We start from the raw sequence: 20,752 nt of genomic DNA, 5'->3' as shown, positions 1-20,752 counted from the left end.
AGCGGTAGTTCAGTCGGTTAGAATACCGGCCTGTCACGCCGGGGGTCGCGGGTTCGAGTCCCGTCCGCTGCGCCATACATAGCTTCGAGGTCCTTGAACGCCTTGAAGCAACAGAGAAAGCGATCCCAGGATCGCTTTTTTTGTGCCTGCGATTTGGCGAAAGCATCGCCTGTCGCGCTGGATGCTGCACAGCCCGGCGATAAATGCCATCATCGCCGGCTGTAAACGCGGCGCTGTGCGGTGCCTGATTTCGAATTTGGAGAGCTGGACCATGGGCATGAACCAAACCATCACTGTCATCCCGCCGGGCGTACCGCTGACGGGCCATGTGTCGCCGCCCGGCTCGAAGTCCATCACCAACCGCGCGCTGCTCCTGGCTGCCCTCGCCAGAGGCACCAGCTATTTGCGCGGTGCACTGAAAAGCGACGACACCCGGCACATGTCCAATGCCCTGCGGCAGATGGGCGTTACCATCGACGAGCCAGACGACACCAGCTTCGTCGTCACCAGCAGCGGGCATCTAGAGGCGCCGCAAGACGCGCTGTTCCTCGGCAATGCCGGGACCGCGGTACGATTCCTGACAGCGGCCGTGTGCACGGTGAATGGCAGCGTTACGCTGGACGGTGACCACTACATGCAGAAACGCCCGATCGGCCCGTTGCTTGAGGCCTTGCGCAAAGGCGGCTTGAACGCGGAAAGCGCCACCGGTTGTCCGCCGGTGGTGGTGCACGGGACAGGTTCGATCACCGCCACTCGCTTCGAAATCGACGGCGGCCTGTCGAGTCAGTACGTCTCCGCCCTGTTGATGGTGGCGGCCTGTGGCGATGCGCCGATTGAAGTGGCGCTGACCGGCAAGGAGATCGGCGCCCGTGGCTACATCGACCTGACCATCGCCTGCATGCGTGCGTTCGGGGCCGAGGTCGAGGTGCTGGATGATGCGTTGTGGCGCGTTGCGCCGACGGGTTACACCGCCTGCGATTACCAGATCGAGCCCGACGCCTCGGCCGCAACCTATTTGTGGGCTGCCGAGGCATTGACGGGCGGCAAGATCGACCTGGGAGTGGTGGGGGAGGCGTTCACTCAGCCAGACGCCAAGGCCATGGAAGTGATCGCGCAGTTTCCGAAGATGCCTGCGGTCATCAATGGCTCACAGATGCAGGACGCGATTCCTACACTGGCGGTGCTGGCAGCTTTCAACGAGACGCCGGTGCGCTTCGTCGATCTGGCTAACCTGCGAGTCAAGGAATGCGATCGCGTTCAGGCGCTGCACGATGGCCTGAATCAGGTCCGCCCCGGACTGGCCTCGGTAGAAGGGGATGACTTACTCGTTGCGTCTGATCCGAGTCTGGCGGGGACCAGCAGCGACGCCTTGATCAACACGCACTCCGACCACCGCATTGCCATGTGTTTCGCGCTGGCCGGCTTGAAGGTGGCAGGCGTGCGGATTCAGGATCCGGAATGCGTCGGCAAAACTTACCCCGGCTACTGGCGTGCGCTGGAATTCCTCGGCGTGAAATTGGTGCACGGCGAGGTCTGAAGCCCAGAGCATGCCGGGCCTGAGGCAGTCGACTGATCGATGCCAGGCCCGGCGTGCCGATTTTTCCGACCCTCTTGCGGTCTGATCAGCGCACCCTGCGCTTCCCGGACAGGCCCACGGGTGCAGGCCCCGTGCACAGTTACCCTTTCGATGTATCCACACGGTTGCAAACTCTGCGTTGATCCCATGGCAGGCTTGTTGCAGACTTACCGGCGTTTTCTCCGGTCCACTTTCAGTCGACCAATTGCCCCAGGATGTTTGATGCCTAAATTACTGAGCTTTCGTACCGCATGCTGGGTCATTACCCTGCTGGCTGCCGCAGGCTGCTCGTCGAAAAAACCGACGGTCTATGAGCATGAGAATTTCGACGATGCCGGGACGTTCTCCCGCAACTACCCGGTGTCAGATGCCGCCACCTGCGAAGCGGCCCGGCGGGCATTGCTGAGCCAGGGCTACATCATCACCAGCAGCGATCCCAAAGTGATCAGCGGCCATAAAAGCTTCCAGCAGACCGGCGAAACCCACATGGAGATCAGCTTCAACGTGGTGTGTGCGCCGGACGGCAGTGCCGACAACAAGACCACCATGTTCGCCAATGCGCTGCAGGATCGCTATGCGCTGAAGAAGGTCAACAACTCCGCGAGTCTGGGGGTAGGCGTGCTGGGCTCGGTGTCTATGCCGATTGGCTCGACCGACGACTCGATGGTCAAGGTCGCCAGTGAAACCGTGGCATCGTCCAAGTTTTATGATCGTTTCTTCGGGCTGGTGGAAAACTTCCTGCCGCCTGAAGTGAAGAAAGCCGCGCACATTGAAGAGAAGCCAAAGACCGACCTGGGCATGCCTGAGCCGGTGCCGGGCAAACCGGCGGCGTTGACCGAGCAGAAGCCGGCGGCTGCACCTGCCGCTGCCGCCCCAGCTGCAACGACGCCAGTTGTGCCAGCGCCGTTGGCAACCCCTGCGACTCAGCCTGCGCCCGCTGCCGAACAGAGCAGCGAGCCAATGCCTGCGCCTGCCGAACCGGAGCCGTTGAAGGCCGAAACAGCGACGCCTGTGGAGGCCGCGCCTGCCACAACGCCTGCGCCCGCGACGACCACCGAGCCGAGCGCTGCGCCAGCGGTTGAGTCAACGCCGGCGCAGTGAGCTGCGCTGCTACTTCCCAGGTGAGGTGCCGCGTGCTGACACCGCACATGCAGCAAACTCAAAACCTGTGGGAGTGACTGGGGTGGCGCTCCACCTTGCTCACGAAGTGGTCATTTCAGCCACTGGAGGTTTAGTGGCTGTACTGAAGTCTTCGCGAGCAAGCTCGCTCCCACAAGGGTGCGCTGGGCCTGCAGATCTTCGGTGTCGTTCGTAGCCGCATCACCCCAAAAACAGCTTATACGCCGGGTTCCTGGTTTCATCCCAATACGGATACCCAATCTCCGCCAGGGCCTGGGGCACCAGATGCCGTTCATCCTCCGGCACTACTAACCCCGCCACCACTCGGCCATCCGCGGCGCCGTGATTGCGGTAGTGGAACATCGAAATATTCCATTTCCCGCCCAGCTTGTTCAGAAAGTTGAACAGCGCACCCGGCCGCTCGGGGAATTCAAAGCGCAGCACCACCTCGTCGTTGACCCGTTCCGAATGCCCGCCGACCATGTGCCGCAGGTGCAGTTTGGCCAGTTCGTTGTCGGTCAGGTCGAGCACCGGGAAACCCTGCTCCGTCAGGCTCGCGATCAGGGCTTTGCGCGGGTCGGTGTCGGGGTGGGTCTGCACGCCGACGAAGATGTGCGCCTCGCGGTCGGTGTGATAGCGGTAGTTGAATTCGGTGATCTGCCGCTTGCCGATGGCCTCGCAGAACGCCTTGAAGCTGCCCGGCTGCTCCGGAATGGTCACGGCGATGATCGCTTCACGGCCTTCGCCCAGCTCAGCGCGCTCGGCCACATGGCGCAGGCGGTCGAAGTTGACGTTGGCGCCGGAATCGATGGCGACGAAGGTCTGCCCGGTGACTTCGTATTGTTCGGTGTATTTCTTGATCCCGGCCACGCCCAGCGCGCCGGCAGGTTCGGTGATCGAGCGGGTGTCGTCGTAGATGTCCTTGATCGCCGCGCAGATTTCATCGGTGCTGACCGTGATCACTTCGTCGACATAATCCTTGCAGATGTCGAAGGTGTACTGCCCGATCTGCGCCACCGCGACGCCATCGGCAAACAGCCCGACTTGCTGTAGTACCACGCGCTCGCCGTAGGCCATGGCCTGTTGCAGGCAATTGGAGTCATCCGGCTCGACGCCGATCACCTTGATCTCCGGGCGCAGGTATTTCACGTACGCCGCGATGCCGGCAATCAGCCCGCCGCCACCGACCGGGACGAAGATCGCGTCCAGCGGGCCCTGATGCTGACGCAGGATTTCCATCGCCACCGTGCCTTGCCCGGCGATGGTGTCGGGATCGTCATACGGATGAACATAGACGTAGCCGTGCTCCTCGACCAACTTCAGCGAATACGCCAGCGCTTCGGGAAAAGAGTCGCCGTGCAGTACGACTTTTCCGCCCCGGGAGCGCACGCCCTCGACCTTGATCTCGGGGGTGGTCTTCGGCATCACGATAGTGGCCGACACGCCCAGGGTCTTCGCCGCCAGCGCCAGGCCTTGGGCGTGATTGCCCGCCGACGCCGTCACCACGCCCCGCGCCAATTCTTCCGGGCTCAGCTGCGCCAACTTGTTGTACGCGCCACGAATCTTGAAGGAGTACACCGGCTGCAGGTCTTCGCGCTTGAGCAGCACGTTGTTGCCCAGGCGTTGAGACAGCTGGCGGGCGGCGTGCAGAGGGGTTTCCACGGCAACGTCATACACGCGGGAGGTCAGGATCTTTTTGACGTAGTGATTGAGCAAGTCGCCCTGAACGAGCGGGTGGGCTGGCATCTGATTCATCGAGTGGGCCTCGTGGGAAGGCTTGCGATGATCAGGTTGGCGGCGAAGAAAGCGAGGGAAGGGCGAATGATCATGTCCGACTCCTGATGTGGTTTTTGGCCCGGGAGACAGAAAGAAAAAACCCGCCTCTAGGGCGGGTTGGGTGCAAACGTCGGCTAACCCGCCATGACTGGAATGGCGGTAATAATTATCTGGCCGAAGCAATGCTGGGGTGCGTTCATGGCGTCGAGACTATTGCGAACACGGCGCGGTCGTCAAGTGGGCTAACCCCGTCAACGCTAAAAAACTGGCAGGCTGAAAAAAACGGAGGGCGAGCCAGAAGAAGGCCTGGAGACCACTTGGGCCATTGCCGTTTATCCGGGCGCGTCTAGTTTTCAACGGGCCTTCATTTTTTGTTCATGAGGGCACTTTAGGGTTGGGCGCGTAGTCAGTGAATCTGCTGCTGAATGACTCAGCGACACAAAAACACCATCGATCACAAGAACCCGCCACGAGGGCGCAAAAATGGACGAGTACCAGGAAGAACTGCTGGAATACCAGGCGTACGAGATGGACCCGCTGGAACCTGCCGAAGACGCCACCGAGTTGTAAGAAAGCCCACGCCTGCCAGTCAGAGCGACTGGCGCTGGCTACGACGAAACGCACCGGGCGTCTGTTCGGTCCAGCGTTTGAAGGCCCGCTGAAAGGCTTCGGCCGACGCAAATCCCAACAAGTAAGCGATTTCGCCAAAGGCCAGTTCGGTGTCCCGAATGTAGGTCATGGCGAGGTCGCGCCGGGTGTCATTGAGGATCGCGCGAAACTGTGTGCCTTCGTCCGCCAGCTTGCGGCGCAGGGTCCAGGTCGGCAGCTTCAGTCGCGCGGCCACTTCTTCCAGATCCGGCTCCCGCCCCCCATTCAACAACGGCCCCAGCAACTGGGTGATGCGCTCGCGCAGGCTGCGGGTGCGGGTGAGCTGTTCCAGTTCCCGTTCACACACCTGCAGCAGATGCCGCCAGGTACTGGGCACGTGGTCGGGATTGCGCAGGCCAAGCTGATACTGGTTGAGGCGCAACTGGTTGACGCCCGCTGCGAAACTCACGGGCTGCTCGCAGAGCGTGGCGTATTCCGCGGCGTAGGCGGGGGCGTCGAATTCGATCTCCAGACGTTCGGCGACAAGCTTCGTCCCGCTCAGGGTCGACAGCTGATGCAGCCAGCCGCTGAGAATCGAATCCACCACGAAGCGGTTGTAGTCGTTGTACGGACTGATCGAGTAAAAACGCAGCCAGGCACCGGCGCTGTCTTCGTGCAGGCTCGACTGGCCGCGATAATTCGAGCCGTACAGCGCTTCAAAGCGAATCAGCGTCCGCGCCGCTTCCCGCACCGTTGGCGCTTGGGCAGCGGTGATGCCGGCCAGCCCGGCGTGACTCAAGCGACTGGATTGGCCCATCCTTAGGCCCAGGGCAGGCACGCCGGTGAGTTCGATGGCCCCATGGCCCAGGCGCATGTAGCGCGGGATCGACAGCCGGGCGCCGGCCTCACCCAGTCGCGCGGCATCCAGGCCGTATTGCGCCAGCAAGGGTTGCGGGTCTTTGCCCTCGCCGCGAACAGCATCAGCGAGGCTATGAACGAAACCCACGGACAGATCGCCCAGACGCACGCGAGGGGAGGTCATCGGTTACAACCACAGATTGATCAGGCGCGCACCATGACCGGGGCGGACGCCTTTCGGAGCGGCACTGATGGATTGCTCGGCGATGCTCTGTCCGTCGCGGCTGGCGAAACTGTGGCCGGCGCTGCCCTGGTCCCAGAACTGGCCGCGCATGAACACGCTGACGCCGGCCTTCGCCGTGCTGGCCGGTGTCAGGGCCAATCGACGCCAGGCTTCGCCCTGGGTGATCGGCTTGGCGCCCAGGTTCAGATGGGCCGCCAGCGCGTCGTGCTTGTCGCTGCGCCAGGGTTGCGACCAGCCGTCCGTGCCGGCGACGTAGGCCGGGACCGCAATCAGCTCGACGCCGCTGGCATTGAGGCGCGCGTAGTTGTCGGGGTACCAGCTGTCACTGCCGATCAGCGTCGCCAGTCGCCCGGCGGGGGTGTCGATTACGTTGAGCGGCGCGTCCTTGCCGGGTCGGATGTATCCCCGCTGATTCCAGCCCGGAAACAACTGACGCTGGGGTTGCCCCAAGGGCAGGCCGTCGGGGCCGAACACCAGGCTGCTGTTGTAGAGCGCGCCACGGCCGATGCGCAGTTCACCGTTTTCCACCTGCGGGCTGGGCAGCACGATCGAGCCCGCCACCAGCGTTACCCCGAATTCCTTCGCCAGCCCGCCGAACACGGTTTGATAGTCCTGCGCCATGCTGTGCGCCTTCATGCGCAAACGCGCATCCTCGAAGCGGCTGCTGCCCCGCGCGTGAATCACCGCGTCGATGAACAGCAGCGGGTTGCTGAACGCCAGCCAGTTCATGGCTTCTTCGAGAGTGGTGGCCTGATAGAACTGGGTTTTTTCGTCCACCGCCAACAACCAGGTGCCGATGTGCTCGGGCAGCACCACGATGGTTTTATCGTTGAGCAGCCCATGGTCGCGAGCCTGCACCAGATAGGACGCCAGCTTGCGGTGCAGGCGCTTGACGCTCGAATAATCGGAAGGGAACAGCTCGGGCTGAATGCCCAGCAGGTTGCCGCGTTCCCCGGGTTGCCCGTCGTTGATCACCAACTGGATGCGCAGGTCCGTCAGGTAGTGCCCGACATGACGCTTGCCCGTCCACAGCCCGTAGCTGACGAGAAGCATCACCAGCACTGCTGCGGTAAGTGAGCCGAGAACTTTGCGCATGAAGAAAGGAGAGCTGCCTCTGAAGAAGGCGCACGGGGCGCCATGACGTTGCCGGAAGGCTACGGCAAAACGGCGATTTGGAGAAGGTTTGCCAACGACCAGGGCGGCCATTCGGCGAAGGCATTGAAGCGAGGCGGCGTCGGCGGCCGCCTGCGCTGTATGAATCAACCGTGATGCCGGCGATTTGCAGGCATCACGGGCAGCGCGTTTACAGGCGGAAGCGGCTGACCAGCGTGTTGAACGAAACCGCCAGGCGGGAAAGGTCCTGAGTCGACGCATTGGTCTGGTGCGCACCGGCCGCTGTCTGGGTAGACAGATCCTGGATGTTCACCAGGTTACGGTCCACCTCGCGCGCGACATTCGCCTGCTCCTCGGATGCGGTGGCGATGACCATGTTGCGTTCGTTGATCTGGGCGATGCCGTCGGCGATCTGCTCCAGCGCGCGACCCGTTGCCTGGGCCAGCGCCTGGGTGTCGGTCACCAGCGACTGGCTTTTGCCCATCGCCCCGACCGCCTGGTCGGCGCTGGCCTGGACGCTGTTGATCATGCCTTCGATTTCACCGGTCGAGGCCTGGGTGCGCGCGGCCAAGGCCCGGACTTCGTCGGCGACCACGGCAAAGCCCCGGCCCTGCTCACCGGCACGGGCGGCTTCGATGGCGGCGTTCAAGGCCAGCAGGTTGGTCTGTTCGGCGATGCCGCGAATCACGTCCAGCACCTTGCCGATGTCCCGGACCTGCACGGCGAGGTCGCGGACCATGTTGGTCGAGGTGGCGATTTCGGTGGTCGCGCTGTTGATGGCTTCGACGGCGCCACGGGCCTGGTCGCGGCCCTCGCTGGCCTGTTTGCTGGTGGTCCTAGACGCGTCGGAAGTAGACACGGCGTTGCGCGCCACTTCTTCCACAGCGGAAGTCATTTCCGTGACGGCGGTCGCGGCCTGCTGGATCTCGTCGTTCTGGCGGACCAACCCTCGGCTGCCGTTATCGCTGACGGCGGTCAGCTCTTCTGCGGCAGAGGCCAGTTGACTGGACGCATCGGCAATCTGCTGAATGGTGCTTTTCAGGCTGCCCTGCATCTCGCCCAGCGCCGTCAACAATTGCCCGGCTTCATCACGGCCGGTGCTGACAATCTGTTGAGTCAGATCACCGCCGGCAATGCTCCGCGCGCTCGTGACCGCATAGGCGAGAGGACGGCTGATCAGGCGACTGATGAACATACCCAGCAAGATCGCCGCCAGAAAGGCAATAGCGATGCCGATGTACAGCGAGGTCTTGGCGGAGGACTCCATGCGGGCGGCATCCTCGGCGCCTTCGCCGATCTGCCGGTTATTGGACTCAACCATAACGGTCAATTCATCGAGCACCACGCGGAACGCCGCCTGCAGATCGCCAAACAACAAGGCACGGCCGTTATCAAGGTCGCCGGCTTTCATGAGGCCGACGTATTTCTGGACCAGTGCCTGGTAGGCCGGCCAGTCTTTTTCCATCTGGTCGCCCGCCGCGCGCTCATCGTCGGCCAGCGGGGTCTTGCGGTATTCGGCGAAGGCTTTCTCGCTTTGCTGCTGGTTGGCGTTGATCGATGCAATCACTTCGTCCTTCACGCCCTGGGGCATGCCGGCGGCCGTCGCCGTATATAACCGATAGAGATCGCGGCTTTGCCCTACGGCGTTGGTTTTGGCCTGGCCGGTTTTTGCGACGGACACCAGGTTGTTGCTGAACACCAGCTTCAGGCTGTCCGACAGGTCCGACACGCCACGGCTTCCGAGCACACCCACACCCAAGGTGATGAAGGCGCACAGCACAAAGGCTGCGACCAACTTGGTCGAAATTTTTGCATCATTGATCCAGCTCATTGGTCGTCCTGCCGAGGTATTGAGAAAAAGGACACTGCTCAGCCATCGAGGCGGTGCGGCAAGGTCGTTGTGGGGCTATCGGCGCCGAAGGCCGAATCTGGAGGCTGGCCCGATGAACGATGAGGTGCACCGCTTGATCATTGATTTGTCACTTCCAGTCATTGAGCATGGCCGGGCGGCTGTTTACTGTTTGCGCCATGTACAAGGCGCTCGTCCAAGGCCCTGACTGATTCGACGAGCGCCGCAGAGCGCTCGCGCCCCGTGATGATGCTCGATGGAGTTTTTATGGCCGCCCCCCACTACCCGCATTTGCTCGCTCCCCTGGACCTGGGTTTCACCACGCTGCGCAACCGCACCCTGATGGGCTCGATGCACACCGGGCTTGAAGAGAAGCCGGGCGGGTTCGAGCGCATGGCGGTGTACTTCGCCGAGCGCGCACGGGGCGGGGTCGGCCTGATCGTCACCGGCGGTATCGCACCGAACGCTGAAGGCGGGGTGTATTCGGGGGCGGCCAAGCTGTCGACGCCGGAAGAGGCGGCCAACCATCGTGTCGTCACTAAAGCCGTGCATGAGGCTGGCGGCAAGATTTGCATGCAGATCCTTCACGCCGGGCGCTACGCCTACAGCCCCAAGCAAGTGGCACCGAGCGCGATCCAGGCGCCGATCAACCCCTTCACACCCAAAGAGCTCGACGAAGAGGGCATCGAGAAGCAGATTCAGGATTTCGTCACCTGCGCGACCTTGGCGCAGACCGCCGAGTACGACGGCGTCGAGATCATGGGCTCCGAAGGTTATTTCATTAACCAGTTTCTCGTCGCCCACACCAACCATCGCAGCGACCGTTGGGGCGGGAGCTATGAAAACCGCATGCGCCTGCCGATGGAGATCGTGCGGCGCGTGCGTGAAGCCGTCGGCCCGAATTTCATCATCATTTATCGACTGTCGATGCTCGACCTCATCGAGGGCGGCAGTACCTGGGAAGAAGTGGTGCAACTGGCCCAGGCCATCGAGCGTTCAGGCGCCACCTTGATCAACACCGGCATTGGCTGGCACGAAGCCCGCATCCCGACCATCGCCACCAAGGTGCCGCGCGCTGCGTTCGCTAAAGTAACGGCGAAAATGCGCGGCTCGGTATCGATCCCGCTGATCACCACCAACCGCATCAATACCCCCGAGGTCGCCGAGCAGGTGCTGGCCGAAGGTGACGCCGACATGGTCTCCATGGCGCGCCCGTTTCTCGCCGACCCCGAATTCGTCAACAAAGCCGCGGCCGGTCGCAGCAACGAGATCAATACCTGTATCGGCTGCAACCAGGCGTGTCTGGATCACACCTTTGGCGGCAAGCTCACCAGCTGCCTGGTCAACCCACGCGCTTGCCATGAAACCGAGCTCAATTACCTGCCGGTCACTCAGGTCCGCAAAATCGCCGTGATCGGCGCCGGTCCTGCGGGCCTCGCTGCCGCAACCGTCGCGGCCCAGCGCGGGCATGACGTGACGTTGTTCGACTCGGCGAGCGAAATCGGCGGGCAGTTCAACATCGCCAAGCGCATTCCGGGCAAGGAAGAGTTCTTCGAGACCCTGCGCTACTTCGGCCGCAAGCTGCAAACCACCCGCGTCGACCTGCGCCTGAATACCCGGGTCACGGCTGATGACCTGCTTGGTAAGGGCTATGACGAAGTGATTCTGGCCACCGGCATCGCGCCGCGAACGCCCGCCATCCCCGGCGTCGACAACCCCAAGGTGCTGAGCTACCTCGACGTGATCCTCGGCCGCAAGCCGGTGGGCAAGTCCGTCGCCGTGATTGGCGCGGGCGGCATCGGCTTCGACGTGTCGGAATACCTTGTGCACCAGGGCGTCTACACCAGCCTGGATCGCGACGCGTTCTGGGACGAGTGGGGCATCGACACCCAACTGCAAGCGCGGGGTGGCGTGGCCGGGATCAAGCCCCATCCCCATGCACCGGCCCGTCAGGTGTTCCTGCTGCAGCGCAAGGCCACGAAAGTCGGCGATGGCCTGGGCAAAACCACCGGCTGGATTCATCGCACGGGGCTTAAGAACAAACAGGTGCAGATGCTCAACAGCGTGGAATATTTGAAGATTGACGATGCGGGTCTGCACATTCGGATTGGGGCAGAGGGCGAGGAGAAACTGTTGCCGGTTGATAACGTGGTGATTTGCGCCGGGCAGGATCCGCTGCGTGAACTGTATGACGGGTTACAGGCGGCGGGGCAGAGCGTGCACCTGATTGGCGGGGCGGATGTCGCGACTGAACTGGATGCCAAGCGGGCGATTGATCAGGGGTCGCGGTTGGCGGCGGGGTTGTAAGGGTTTGGGGGGCTGACGGTTGGGGAATCCCCCAACACGGCCCCCCAAACCGAGACTCCAGCCCGACGAGTGCTAGACTCGCGCACCGTTCATTGCCCGACCGATTTCATGTTTGCTCCTTCATCACCACTTCCTTGTGCACCGCTGCAACCCCTCCGTTTCGACTGGCTCCAGGCAGCCGGCGTGGGGGCGGCGATCCTGCGGCTGGACCTTGTCGATCCGCTGATCAGCGGCAATAAATGGTTCAAGCTCAAGCACCATCTGGCGGCGGCTGAACAGGCCGGGGCACAGGGCGTTATCAGCCTGGGCGGCGCGCATTCCAATCACCTGCATGCGCTGGCGGCGGCGGGTAAGCGCTTTGGTTTTGCCACGGTCGGGTTGTTGCGCGGGCATGCGGTCGAGACGCCGACGGTGCTGGATCTGCGGGCGTTCGGCATGGAGCTGCACTGGCTGGGCTACGCCGGATATCGCGCGCGGCATGACGCGGATTTCTGGGGGCCGTGGCGCGAGCGTTATCCGCATCTTTATCCGGTGCCTGAAGGCGGCGGCGGGCTCGACGGTGCGGTGGGCTGCGCTGAAATCGTCGAACAGGCGCGCCGCCAGCTCGGCCTTTTGGGATGGGAAGATTACGACTGCTGGTGGCTAGCGTGCGGGACTGGCACCACATTGGCTGGACTGGTGCTGGCGGAGGCGGGGCAGCATGAGGTGATCGGCGCAATGGCGGTGCCCGATGGTCATGGGGTTGAGGGCAATGTGGAGGACATTCTTTCAGCCTTCGTGAGCAAACTCACTCCTACAGGGGCGGTGTCGTTGTCGAAACCGGCGACCTTGGCCGAACGTGATCAACAGCCGCTTAACGCCATTTTGCCTACCAGCTGTAAACCTCAGGGTTACCGCTTGCTTCCCGCCAGCCGTGGGGGCTTCGCCAAGACCGACCCCGCGTTGCTCGATTTCATCGCGCGCCACGAAGCCGAATCCGGAATACCCCTCGAGCCGCTGTACACCGGCAAGGCTTTGCTGGCGCTGCACGACGAAGTGATCTCGGGCCGGGTCGCCAAGGGCGCGCGGCTGATTTTCCTGCACACGGGGGGATTACAGGGCAAACGAACTTTCGATTCTGAACAAGCACATCGCTGACGCCCAGGCACGCATTCGCGTACTGGCACGAATCCTGCGGCCCACACCTCCCGACAGGTCGGTCCTGAGTACGTCGGCGGCATTTCTGGAGTCGGGCGGGCAGGGCGCTGTGTCGATAATCGGATCTTTCCCACGTGCGCCGAGGTATGCATGACCACTCCCGTCCTTGAGCAGGTTGACCCTGCCACTCTGAGAAAAGTCATCGTTGCCGCCGCCATCGGCAATTTCGTCGAATGGTTCGACTTCGCGGTGTACGGCTTTCTGGCCACGACCATCGCCCAGCAGTTCTTCCCCAGCGGCGATGCCAGCGCGGCGTTATTGAAAACCTTCGCAGTGTTCGCCGTGGCCTTCGCGTTTCGGCCGCTGGGCGGAGTGTTCTTCGGCATGCTGGGCGACCGTATCGGCCGCAAACGCACGCTGGCGTTCACCATCCTGTTGATGGCCGGGGCGACGACGATCATCGGTCTGTTGCCGACCTACGCGGCAATCGGCGTGACGGCGCCCGTCTTGCTCACCCTCATTCGCTGCGCCCAGGGCTTTTCTGCCGGCGGCGAGTACGCGGGGGCGTGCGCTTACTTGATGGAGCACGCGCCACGCACGCAGCGGGCGTGGTACGGCAGCTTCGTGCCGGTATCGACTTTTTCGGCGTTCGCGGCGGCGGCGATCATTGCCTACGCGCTGGAAGCCTCGCTGAGCGCCGAAGCCATGGGCAGCTGGGGCTGGCGGCTGCCGTTTCTGATCGCAGCCCCGTTGGGGCTGGTCGGGCTGTACCTGCGCTGGAAACTGGACGAAACACCTGCGTTTCAGGCGGTCAAGCAGGAGCATGCGGTCGCTCATTCGCCGCTCAAGGAAACCCTGCGCAACCACGGCGCGGCGATTTGCTGCCTCGGCGCGTTCGTGTCGCTGACGGCGCTGTCGTTCTACATGTTCACCACCTATTTCGCGACCTACTTGCAGGTGGCGGGCGGGCTGAGCCGTGCCACTGCGTTGCTGGTGTCGTTGATTGCCTTGCTGTTCGCCGCCGCCATCTGTCCGGTGGCCGGGGCATTTTCCGACAAGGTCGGGCGCCGCAAGACCGTGCTCAGCACCTGTGTCCTGCTGATCGTGGTGGTGTATCCGTCGTTTTTGATGGCCAGTTCCGGTTCGTTCGTGGCGTCGATCGTCGGCGTGATGTTGCTGGCGATTGGCGCTGTCCTCTGCGGAGTGGTCACGGCGGCGTTGTTGTCGGAGACCTTTCCGACACGCACCCGTTACACCGCTTCGGCGATCACCTACAACATGGCGTACACAATCTTCGGCGGAACGGCCCCGTTGATGGCGACCTGGTTGATCGGCGCGACGGGCAGCAACCTGGCGCCGGCGTTTTACCTGATCGTGATCGCGCTGCTGGCGCTGGCGGGCGGGCTGGCCCTGCCGGAGACGTCCAAAGTGTCGCTGCATGAGGTGGAGGGTTCGCTGACGGCGCGGGGGAGATTGCAGACGGTGGTTTGACTGGGGGCGGTGCTCTATGCTCGCGTAGATGTCGGAATATCTGCTGGAGTTTCGGCGGATTGCAGGCCGTCTTCGTGAGCAAGCTCACTCCCACAAGGGGTGCGCCTGCCAGACGATAACGGGGTGCCAGAACAACTGCAACACGCTATCCCACTCATAAATCAGCAACAAAACATGGCAGCGGCGCCCCAAAAAATGGCACATTGGCGACCCCTTGTGCCGCTGACATGTTCTGTAACGAGTCCGACGGCGCGTCAACGTTCGATGGATGGACCCGATGGCCGTTACCCGCCCTGCAACCGTGCCCGCGACCGATACCCAACCCGTTTCCGCCCCGCAATCAGCGCAATCAAGCCCCTTGGTCATGCGCATCATCGGTGCGGTGGCGTTGGCGCACCTGCTCAATGACCTGATCCAGTCGATCCTGCCTTCGATCTACCCGATGCTGAAGGCCTCGTACGGCCTGAGTTTCACCCAGGTCGGGCTGATCACCCTGACGTTCCAGGTCACGGCGTCGTTGCTGCAGCCCTGGGTCGGCTATTTCACCGACCGTCATCCCAACCCATTGGTGCTGCCGGTTGGCTCGTTGTGCATTCTGGGCGGCGTGATGCTGCTCGCGACCGTGGGCAGCTTCCCGCTGATCCTGCTTGCCGCAGGGTTGATCGGCATCGGCTCGTCGACCTTCCACCCCGAAGCCTCGCGCATCGCCCGGCTGGCCTCAGGCGGGCGCTTTGGCCTGGCGCAATCGACCTTTCAGGTGGGCGGCAACAGCGGATCGGCCATCGGGCCGCTGCTGGCGGCGGCGATCATCATCCCGTTCGGCCAGGGGCACATCGCCTGGTTCGGGCTGGTGGCGCTGTTTTCCGTGGGCCTGCTGTATGCCATCAGCCGCTGGTACAAGGCGCACCTGGCGCTGTTCAAGATCAAGGCCGGCCAGGCGGCGACCCACGGGCTGTCGAAACGGCGGGTGACCAGCGCGCTGGTCGTGCTGGCAATGCTGGTGTTCTCCAAGTACTTCTACATGGCCAGCTTCACCAGCTACTTCACCTTCTTCCTGATCGACAAATTCCAGCTGTCGGTCGCCAGTTCGCAACTGCACTTGTTCATGTTCCTGGCGGCGGTGGCGGCGGGCACGTTCTTCGGCGGGCCGATCGGTGATCGCATCGGCCGCAAGGCGGTGATCTGGTTCTCGATTCTGGGCGTGGCGCCGTTCACCATCGCGTTGCCCTACGCCGACCTGTTCTGGACCAGCGTGCTCAGCGTGATCATCGGTTTCATCCTGGCCTCGGCGTTTTCGGCCATCGTGGTCTACGCCCAGGAGCTGGTGCCGGGCAACGTCGGTATGATCGCCGGCATCTTCTTCGGCCTGATGTTCGGCTTTGGCGGCATCGGCGCTGCATTATTGGGTCACCTCGCGGATCTTCACGGCATCGTTTATGTCTACACGCTGTGCTCCTACCTGCCGCTGTTGGGCATCCTCGCCATCCTGCTTCCGAGAACTTCAAAAAGATGTTGATAGCCGTCGCGATTTTTCTGGTCACCATCACCCTGGTGATCTGGCAACCCAAGGGCCTTGGTGTCGGCTGGAGTGCAACCTTTGGCGCAATGCTCGCCCTGATTTTCGGGGTGGTGCACCTGAGTGACATCCCTCAGGTCTGGCACATCATCTGGAACGCCACCGGCACGTTCATTGCGCTGATCATCATCAGCCTGCTGCTCGACGAGGCCGGGTTCTTCAACTGGGCCGCGCTGCACGTGGCGCGCTGGGGCAACGGCAGGGGCCGGCGGCTGTTCGCGTTCATCGTGCTGCTCGGCGCGCTGGTGTCGGCGCTGTTCGCCAACGACGGCGCGGCGTTGATCCTTACGCCCATCGTCATGTCGATGCTGCTGGCGCTACGCTTTTCGCCGGCGACCACCCTGGCCTTCGTCATGGCGGCGGGGTTCATCGCCGACACCGCGAGCCTGCCGCTGGTGGTCTCCAACCTGGTCAATATCGTGTCCGCCGACTATTTCGGCATCGGTTTCAACCGCTACGCCTCGGTGATGGTGCCGGTCAATCTGGTCAGCGTCGCCGCCACGCTGGCAGTGCTGATGCTGTTTTTCCGCCGCGACATCCCGAAAACCTTCGACGCCTCGCAACTGGCCGAACCGTCTTCGGCCATCAAGGACCGCGCGACCTTCAAGACCGGCTGGTGGGTGCTGGGGATTTTGCTGGTGGGCTGTTTTGCCCTGGAACCGCTGGGGATTCCCATCAGTGCGATCTCCGCCGTGTGCGCCGCGATCCTGCTGGGCATCGCTGCCAAGGGCCACCGCATCTCGACGCGCAAGGTATTGAAAGACGCGCCGTGGCAGATCGTGATTTTCTCCCTGGGCATGTACTTGGTGGTGTACGGCCTGCGCAATCAGGGCCTGACCGATTACCTCGCGACCTGGCTCGATCGCTTTGCCGAACACGGTTTGTGGGGCGCGGCGATGGGCACGGGCGTGCTGACGGCGCTGCTGTCGTCGGTGATGAACAACCTGCCGACGGTGCTGATTGGCCTGTTGTCCATTGATGCAAGCCACGCCCACGGCGTGCTGCAGGAAGCGATGATTTACGCCAACGTCATCGGCAGCGACCTGGGCCCGAAAATTACCCCGATCGGCAGTCTTGCTACCTTGTTGTGGTTGCATGTGCTGGCGAAGAAGGGCGTGACCATCGGCTGGGGCTATTACTTCCGCGTCGGCATCGTCCTGACCGTGCCGGTGCTGTTGATCACTCTGGCGGCGCTGGTGCTGCGACTGAGTCTGTAACGCGGCGGGCGTCCGGCTGGTTCGGCCACAGGTCCGACACCAGAAACAGCCGCTCGGCCTCTTCCCAATGGCCGTCGGCATGGCGGGTCAGGCGCACCAGCAGTTGCGCCGGCGCCTGCGGGTTCAGGGCTTCCAGCCAGTCCTGAAACTCACGGGGTGTCCATGCCTCGTCGCAGCGCGCCGGCGCCAGCCAGGCCGGACGCGGAAGCAATTGCCAGCGACCGTCCAGGCTGTTTTCTGCGTAGTCCGGCCAGTCCTTCTGATGCAACCACGTGCCGCGCAGATGCTCAGGGTGTGCCCCTTGTGGCGGGGCGTCGGTCCTATGCCCGAGATAAAGGGACCACGGATAAAACAGATAACCCCCCAACCAGAGCGAAGCGCTGAAGGTCTCCACACCTCGCGCGGCGAGAACGGCTGTGCTTTCCGGGCGCCCTGACATGGGCAGTTGATGCTCATTAAGGTGGGCGAGCTTCACATCCAGCCGGTCGACGGAGCCGGGACCCAGCCAGTGCGCCGGATCTTCGCCGTCCTGGTCTTCCCGACCAAGGTAGAGTTTGATCGCCAGCTCAACGTGGTGAACGCCGTCTTTATCCCGCAGCAGCAGGTCCAGCTCGCCCAGCGTGCGCCCTTCGCCCTGGATCGGCAGATTCGCCGCGAGCAGCTCGACGCCTGGCGCGTGCTGGATCGCGAATTGCCACAGCCGCTCGTAATACAGCCCGAGCCGGCGCGTCGAGCTTCTCGCCAGCCAGTCGCTGAGTGCGCTGTCGTCCTGGTCCAGCTGCGTTAAAAACGCTTCAAGCGCTTCGGGCTGCTGCACCCAGTCACTGCCGCTGAGCGGGTGACGCTGGGGCCACAGGGTTTCCGCCAGCAGGGGCGGCGACAGGATGACCCACGCCAGATCGCGCACAGTTGGCGTGCAGAGCTGACGGGGCAGGGCATTCAGGGTCGGGAACGGGTTATTCATCAGGGCAGGATAGCGGGTGACTGGCGCTTGGGGCCACCGCTCCACCGTCGCCTTCGGATGCAACCCGTACATTTCGCACCCTTGGAACGGCGCTGCTCGAAGGTTGCGCGCAGAGAGCCCATTTGCCGCCCCCGACCCCTTCGCCCATAATCGCGTTCTTTACACGCATCAAGCCTGCGGGAGCCCCATGGAGCAATTTCGAAATATCGGCATCATTGGTCGCCTGGGCAGTACCCAGGTGGTGGAGACCGTTCGCCGACTCAAGAAATTCCTGATATCCCGGCACCTGCATGTGATCCTCGAAGACGCCATTGCCGAGGTCCTGCCGGGGCATGGTTTGCAGACCTCTTCGCGCAAGATGCTCGGCGAAGTCTGCGACATGGTCATCGTCGTCGGCGGCGACGGCAGTCTGCTCGGCGCTGCCCGTGCGCTGGCCAAGCACAACGTGCCGGTGCTGGGCATCAACCGCGGCAGCCTGGGCTTCCTGACCGACATCCGCCCCGACGAGCTGGAAGTCAAAGTCGCCGAAGTGCTCGACGGCCACTATCTGGTGGAAAACCGTTTCCTGCTGCAGGCCGAAGTGCGCCGCCATGGCGAAGCGATCGGGCAGGGCGACGCCCTCAACGACGTGGTGCTGCACCCCGGCAAGTCCACGCGGATGATCGAGTTCGAAATCTACATCGACGGCCAGTTCGTCTGCAGCCAGAAGGCCGACGGCCTGATCGTCGCCACCCCGACCGGCTCCACTGCCTACGCGCTGTCGGCGGGCGGCCCGATCATGCACCCCAAGCTCGACGCTATCGTCATCGTGCCGATGTACCCGCACACGCTGTCCGGCAGGCCGATTGTCGTCGATGGAAACAGTGAGCTGAAAATCGTTGTCTCAAAGGACATGACGATCTACCCACAGGTTTCCTGCGATGGCCAGAACCATTTCACCTGCGCTCCGGGTGACACCGTGACCGTGAAAAAGAAGCCGCAGAAGCTGCGCCTCATTCACCCCCTCGACCACAACTACTACGAAGTCTGCCGGACCAAACTCGGTTGGGGCAGTCGGCTTGGCGGCGGGAGCGACTGATGCTCGATCCCGCGCGTGGCTACGATCTGATCGGTGACGTGCATGGTTGTGCCCAGACCCTTGAGCACTTGCTCGACACCCTTGGTTACCGCTTTCAGGCCGGCGTCTGGCGCCACCCTGAACGCATCGCCGTGTTCCTGGGCGACATCATCGACCGCGGCCCGCGCATTCGCGAAACGCTGCACATCGTCCGTGACATGGTCGAGGCCGGCCAGGCGTTCTGCATCATGGGCAACCATGAATTCAACGCGCTGGGCTGGAGCACGCCGGCGCCGCCCGACAGCGGCCATGAGTGGGTGCGCGAACACACGCCGCGCCATGCCCGCCTGCTGGGCGAAACCCTGGCGCAGTTCGAGCAGCACCCCGGTGACTGGAATGACTTTCTCAAATGGTTTTATCAGTTGCCGCTGTTCATCGACGCCGAGCGCTTTCGTGTCGTCCACGCCTGTTGGGATGCCAGCCTGATCGCGCCTTTGCGCAGCGTTTACGGCGACGGCCGCATCGATCAGGCCTTCGTGCAGGCGTCGGCGGAGCCCGGCAGTTTTGCCAGTGCGGTGTTTGATCGGCTGCTGCGCGGCACCGACATGCGCCTGCCCCACGGCATGACCCTGACCGGTGGCGACGGCCTGACCCGCGCCTCGTTCCGCACCAAATTCTGGGAAGACGACCCGCAGACCTACGGCGACGTGGTGTTCCAGCCTGACGCGCTGCCGGAGCCGGTGGCCCGTCGGCCGCTGTCCCCCAGCGAGAAAAACGCGCTGCTGCGGTACGGCGCCGATGAGCCGCTGTTGTTCGTCGGTCACTACTGGCGCAGCGGCATTCCCGCGCCGATCCGCCCCAACCTGGCGTGCCTGGATTACAGCGCCGTGCTCTACGGCAAGCTGGTCGCCTACCGGCTGGATCAGGAAACCCAAATTGACCCGGACAAGTTCGTCTGGGTCGACGTCACCCGACCGGAGATAGGTCAATGAGTCCGGTTGCTGTCTTACGCCTGCCGCTTCAAACCGACCTGAGCGGTTTTGTCGAATTGCTGCGGCGCCTCAACGTGCCCCATCGGGTCAGCGAAGAGGCCGGCGAGCAAGTGCTGTGGGTGCCCGATGCGCCGCAACTGGCCGATGACATCCGCCAGCTGTATCAGCAATACCCCGAAGGCGACCCGACCGCGCAGTTGCCGCCGGGCCGCGAAGTCGTGGCCGTGAGCAGGCCGAGCCCGCTGGTGCAAGTGCGCAGCAGCCCGGTGACCAGCGTGGTCTTGCTGCTGTGCCTGATCGTCGCCGGCGTCACCTTGCTCGGCGACAACTTCGAGGCCTTGAGCTGGCTGACCTTCAACGACTTTCGCGTCAACGGCGAGTACATCCGCTTCCTGCCGGTGGAAACGTCCCTGGGGGCAGGGCAGTGGTGGCGGGTCGTCACGCCGATGCTGATTCACTTCGGCCTGCTGCACCTGGTGATGAACGCGCTGTGGTTCTGGGAACTGGGTCGGCGCATCGAAATGCGCCAGGGCGGTTGGCAATTGCTCGGGCTGACCCTGGCGTTCAGCGCGTTTTCAAATTACGTCCAGTATTTCTGGAGCGGCCCGAGCCTGTTCGGCGGCTTGTCCGGGGTACTTTATGGCTTGCTCGGCCATTGCTGGATCTTTCAATTGCTCGCCCCCAACCCCATGTATCGTTTACCACGGGGTGTTCTGGGGATGATGCTGATCTGGCTGGTGGTCTGCCTGTCCGGCGTCGTCGGTGCGCTCGGGTTTGGCGAAATCGCCAACGGCGCCCACGTCGGCGGACTGATCATCGGTTGTGCTACAGGTCTTGTGGGCGGTGCACTGGCCCGCCGCAAGCACTAAAATTGCCCGCTTAATTCTG

The 20,752-nt window shown here is 63.0% G+C and carries 14 protein-coding genes and 2 pseudogenes; 10 read left to right on the top strand and 6 right to left on the bottom strand.

Going from position 1 to position 20,752, the window contains the following annotated elements:
• The first annotated feature begins 271 nt into the window (after positions 1-271).
• Positions 272-1,537: a 3-phosphoshikimate 1-carboxyvinyltransferase gene (gene aroA / locus AC07VF_RS20770; protein ID WP_495010079.1), complete on the top strand. Its 1,266-nt coding sequence runs from the start codon at positions 272-274 to the stop codon at positions 1,535-1,537.
• A gap of 261 nt (positions 1,538-1,798) precedes the next feature.
• Positions 1,799-2,677, top strand: a complete 879-nt coding sequence (locus AC07VF_RS20765; RefSeq protein WP_495010080.1) for a DUF2242 domain-containing protein — start codon at positions 1,799-1,801, stop codon at positions 2,675-2,677.
• A 219-nt stretch (positions 2,678-2,896) separates the two neighbouring features.
• Here AC07VF_RS20765 and ilvA read toward each other — a convergent pair whose 3' ends face one another.
• The 5 genes and pseudogenes from ilvA to AC07VF_RS20740 form a co-directional block, all read right to left on the bottom strand.
• Positions 2,897-4,441, bottom strand: a complete 1,545-nt coding sequence (gene ilvA, locus AC07VF_RS20760; protein WP_495010093.1) for a threonine ammonia-lyase, biosynthetic — start codon at positions 4,439-4,441, stop codon at positions 2,897-2,899.
• A 619-nt stretch (positions 4,442-5,060) separates the two neighbouring features.
• Entirely contained in the window at positions 5,061-6,101 is a 1,041-nt protein-coding gene (locus AC07VF_RS20755; RefSeq protein WP_495010081.1) for an AraC family transcriptional regulator, read from the bottom strand.
• A gap of 3 nt (positions 6,102-6,104) precedes the next feature.
• Positions 6,105-7,256, bottom strand: a complete 1,152-nt coding sequence (locus AC07VF_RS20750; protein ID WP_495010082.1) for a carbon-nitrogen hydrolase family protein — start codon at positions 7,254-7,256, stop codon at positions 6,105-6,107.
• A 208-nt stretch (positions 7,257-7,464) separates the two neighbouring features.
• Positions 7,465-8,619, bottom strand: a pseudogene (locus AC07VF_RS20745) (methyl-accepting chemotaxis protein); the annotation flags it as partial.
• Between the two features lie 12 nt (positions 8,620-8,631).
• Positions 8,632-9,105 (bottom strand): annotated as a pseudogene (locus AC07VF_RS20740) (MCP four helix bundle domain-containing protein); the annotation flags it as partial.
• Between the two features lie 285 nt (positions 9,106-9,390).
• Between AC07VF_RS20740 and AC07VF_RS20735 the strand changes: the two are divergent.
• From AC07VF_RS20735 to AC07VF_RS20715, 5 genes are all read left to right on the top strand, one after another.
• Positions 9,391-11,430, top strand: a complete 2,040-nt coding sequence (locus AC07VF_RS20735) for an oxidoreductase (protein WP_495010083.1) — start codon at positions 9,391-9,393, stop codon at positions 11,428-11,430.
• 108 nt (positions 11,431-11,538) lie between these two features.
• Entirely contained in the window at positions 11,539-12,567 is a 1,029-nt protein-coding gene (locus tag AC07VF_RS20730; RefSeq protein ID WP_495010084.1) for a 1-aminocyclopropane-1-carboxylate deaminase/D-cysteine desulfhydrase, read from the top strand.
• Between the two features lie 150 nt (positions 12,568-12,717).
• Complete coding sequence (locus AC07VF_RS20725; protein WP_192172708.1) at positions 12,718-14,058, top strand: MFS transporter; 1,341 nt, start codon at positions 12,718-12,720, stop codon at positions 14,056-14,058.
• Positions 14,059-14,422: 364 nt separating this feature from the next.
• A complete protein-coding gene (locus tag AC07VF_RS20720) occupies positions 14,423-15,574 on the top strand; it encodes an MFS transporter (protein ID WP_346630701.1) in 1,152 nt (383 codons plus the stop codon).
• A complete protein-coding gene (locus AC07VF_RS20715; RefSeq protein ID WP_495010085.1) occupies positions 15,568-16,851 on the top strand; it encodes an arsenic transporter in 1,284 nt (427 codons plus the stop codon). Before AC07VF_RS20720 ends, AC07VF_RS20715 begins: the two co-directional genes overlap by 7 nt.
• Here the strand turns inward: AC07VF_RS20715 and AC07VF_RS20710 are convergent.
• Complete coding sequence (locus AC07VF_RS20710) at positions 16,814-17,815, bottom strand: DUF1853 family protein (protein ID WP_495010094.1); 1,002 nt, start codon at positions 17,813-17,815, stop codon at positions 16,814-16,816. The two genes, AC07VF_RS20715 and AC07VF_RS20710, sit on opposite strands and share 38 nt — an antisense overlap.
• A gap of 187 nt (positions 17,816-18,002) precedes the next feature.
• Here AC07VF_RS20710 and AC07VF_RS20705 point away from each other — a divergent pair, with 187 nt between their 5' ends.
• The 3 genes from AC07VF_RS20705 to AC07VF_RS20695 are packed head-to-tail and all read left to right on the top strand — an operon-like array spanning position 18,003 to position 20,733.
• A complete protein-coding gene (locus AC07VF_RS20705) occupies positions 18,003-18,893 on the top strand; it encodes an NAD(+) kinase (protein ID WP_037011709.1) in 891 nt (296 codons plus the stop codon).
• Positions 18,893-19,864, top strand: coding sequence for a metallophosphoesterase (locus tag AC07VF_RS20700; RefSeq protein ID WP_495010086.1), 972 nt, complete (start codon positions 18,893-18,895; stop codon positions 19,862-19,864). Before AC07VF_RS20705 ends, AC07VF_RS20700 begins: the two co-directional genes overlap by 1 nt.
• Entirely contained in the window at positions 19,861-20,733 is an 873-nt protein-coding gene (locus AC07VF_RS20695) for a rhomboid family intramembrane serine protease (protein WP_463582765.1), read from the top strand. Before AC07VF_RS20700 ends, AC07VF_RS20695 begins: the two co-directional genes overlap by 4 nt.
• The last annotated feature ends 19 nt before the right edge of the window (positions 20,734-20,752 follow it).

Source organism: Pseudomonas sp. GW821-FHT02H06 (assembly GCF_059421525.1).
This window is presented reverse-complemented; position numbering and strand designations above follow the sequence as displayed.

Excerpts from the sequence above, each read along its gene's own strand:
- aroA (WP_495010079.1), top strand. The coding sequence starts at position 272 with ATGGGCATGAACCAAACCATCACTGTCATCCCGCCGGGCGTACCGCTG.
- AC07VF_RS20765 (WP_495010080.1), top strand. The coding sequence starts at position 1,799 with ATGCCTAAATTACTGAGCTTTCGTACCGCATGCTGGGTCATTACCCTG.
- ilvA (WP_495010093.1), bottom strand. The coding sequence starts at position 4,441 with ATGCCAGCCCACCCGCTCGTTCAGGGCGACTTGCTCAATCACTACGTC.
- AC07VF_RS20755 (WP_495010081.1), bottom strand. The coding sequence starts at position 6,101 with ATGACCTCCCCTCGCGTGCGTCTGGGCGATCTGTCCGTGGGTTTCGTT.
- AC07VF_RS20750 (WP_495010082.1), bottom strand. The coding sequence starts at position 7,256 with ATGCGCAAAGTTCTCGGCTCACTTACCGCAGCAGTGCTGGTGATGCTT.
- AC07VF_RS20735 (WP_495010083.1), top strand. The coding sequence starts at position 9,391 with ATGGCCGCCCCCCACTACCCGCATTTGCTCGCTCCCCTGGACCTGGGT.
- AC07VF_RS20730 (WP_495010084.1), top strand. The coding sequence starts at position 11,539 with ATGTTTGCTCCTTCATCACCACTTCCTTGTGCACCGCTGCAACCCCTC.
- AC07VF_RS20725 (WP_192172708.1), top strand. The coding sequence starts at position 12,718 with ATGACCACTCCCGTCCTTGAGCAGGTTGACCCTGCCACTCTGAGAAAA.
- AC07VF_RS20720 (WP_346630701.1), top strand. The coding sequence starts at position 14,423 with ATGCGCATCATCGGTGCGGTGGCGTTGGCGCACCTGCTCAATGACCTG.
- AC07VF_RS20715 (WP_495010085.1), top strand. The coding sequence starts at position 15,568 with ATGTTGATAGCCGTCGCGATTTTTCTGGTCACCATCACCCTGGTGATC.
- AC07VF_RS20710 (WP_495010094.1), bottom strand. The coding sequence starts at position 17,815 with ATGAATAACCCGTTCCCGACCCTGAATGCCCTGCCCCGTCAGCTCTGC.
- AC07VF_RS20705 (WP_037011709.1), top strand. The coding sequence starts at position 18,003 with ATGGAGCAATTTCGAAATATCGGCATCATTGGTCGCCTGGGCAGTACC.
- AC07VF_RS20700 (WP_495010086.1), top strand. The coding sequence starts at position 18,893 with ATGCTCGATCCCGCGCGTGGCTACGATCTGATCGGTGACGTGCATGGT.
- AC07VF_RS20695 (WP_463582765.1), top strand. The coding sequence starts at position 19,861 with ATGAGTCCGGTTGCTGTCTTACGCCTGCCGCTTCAAACCGACCTGAGC.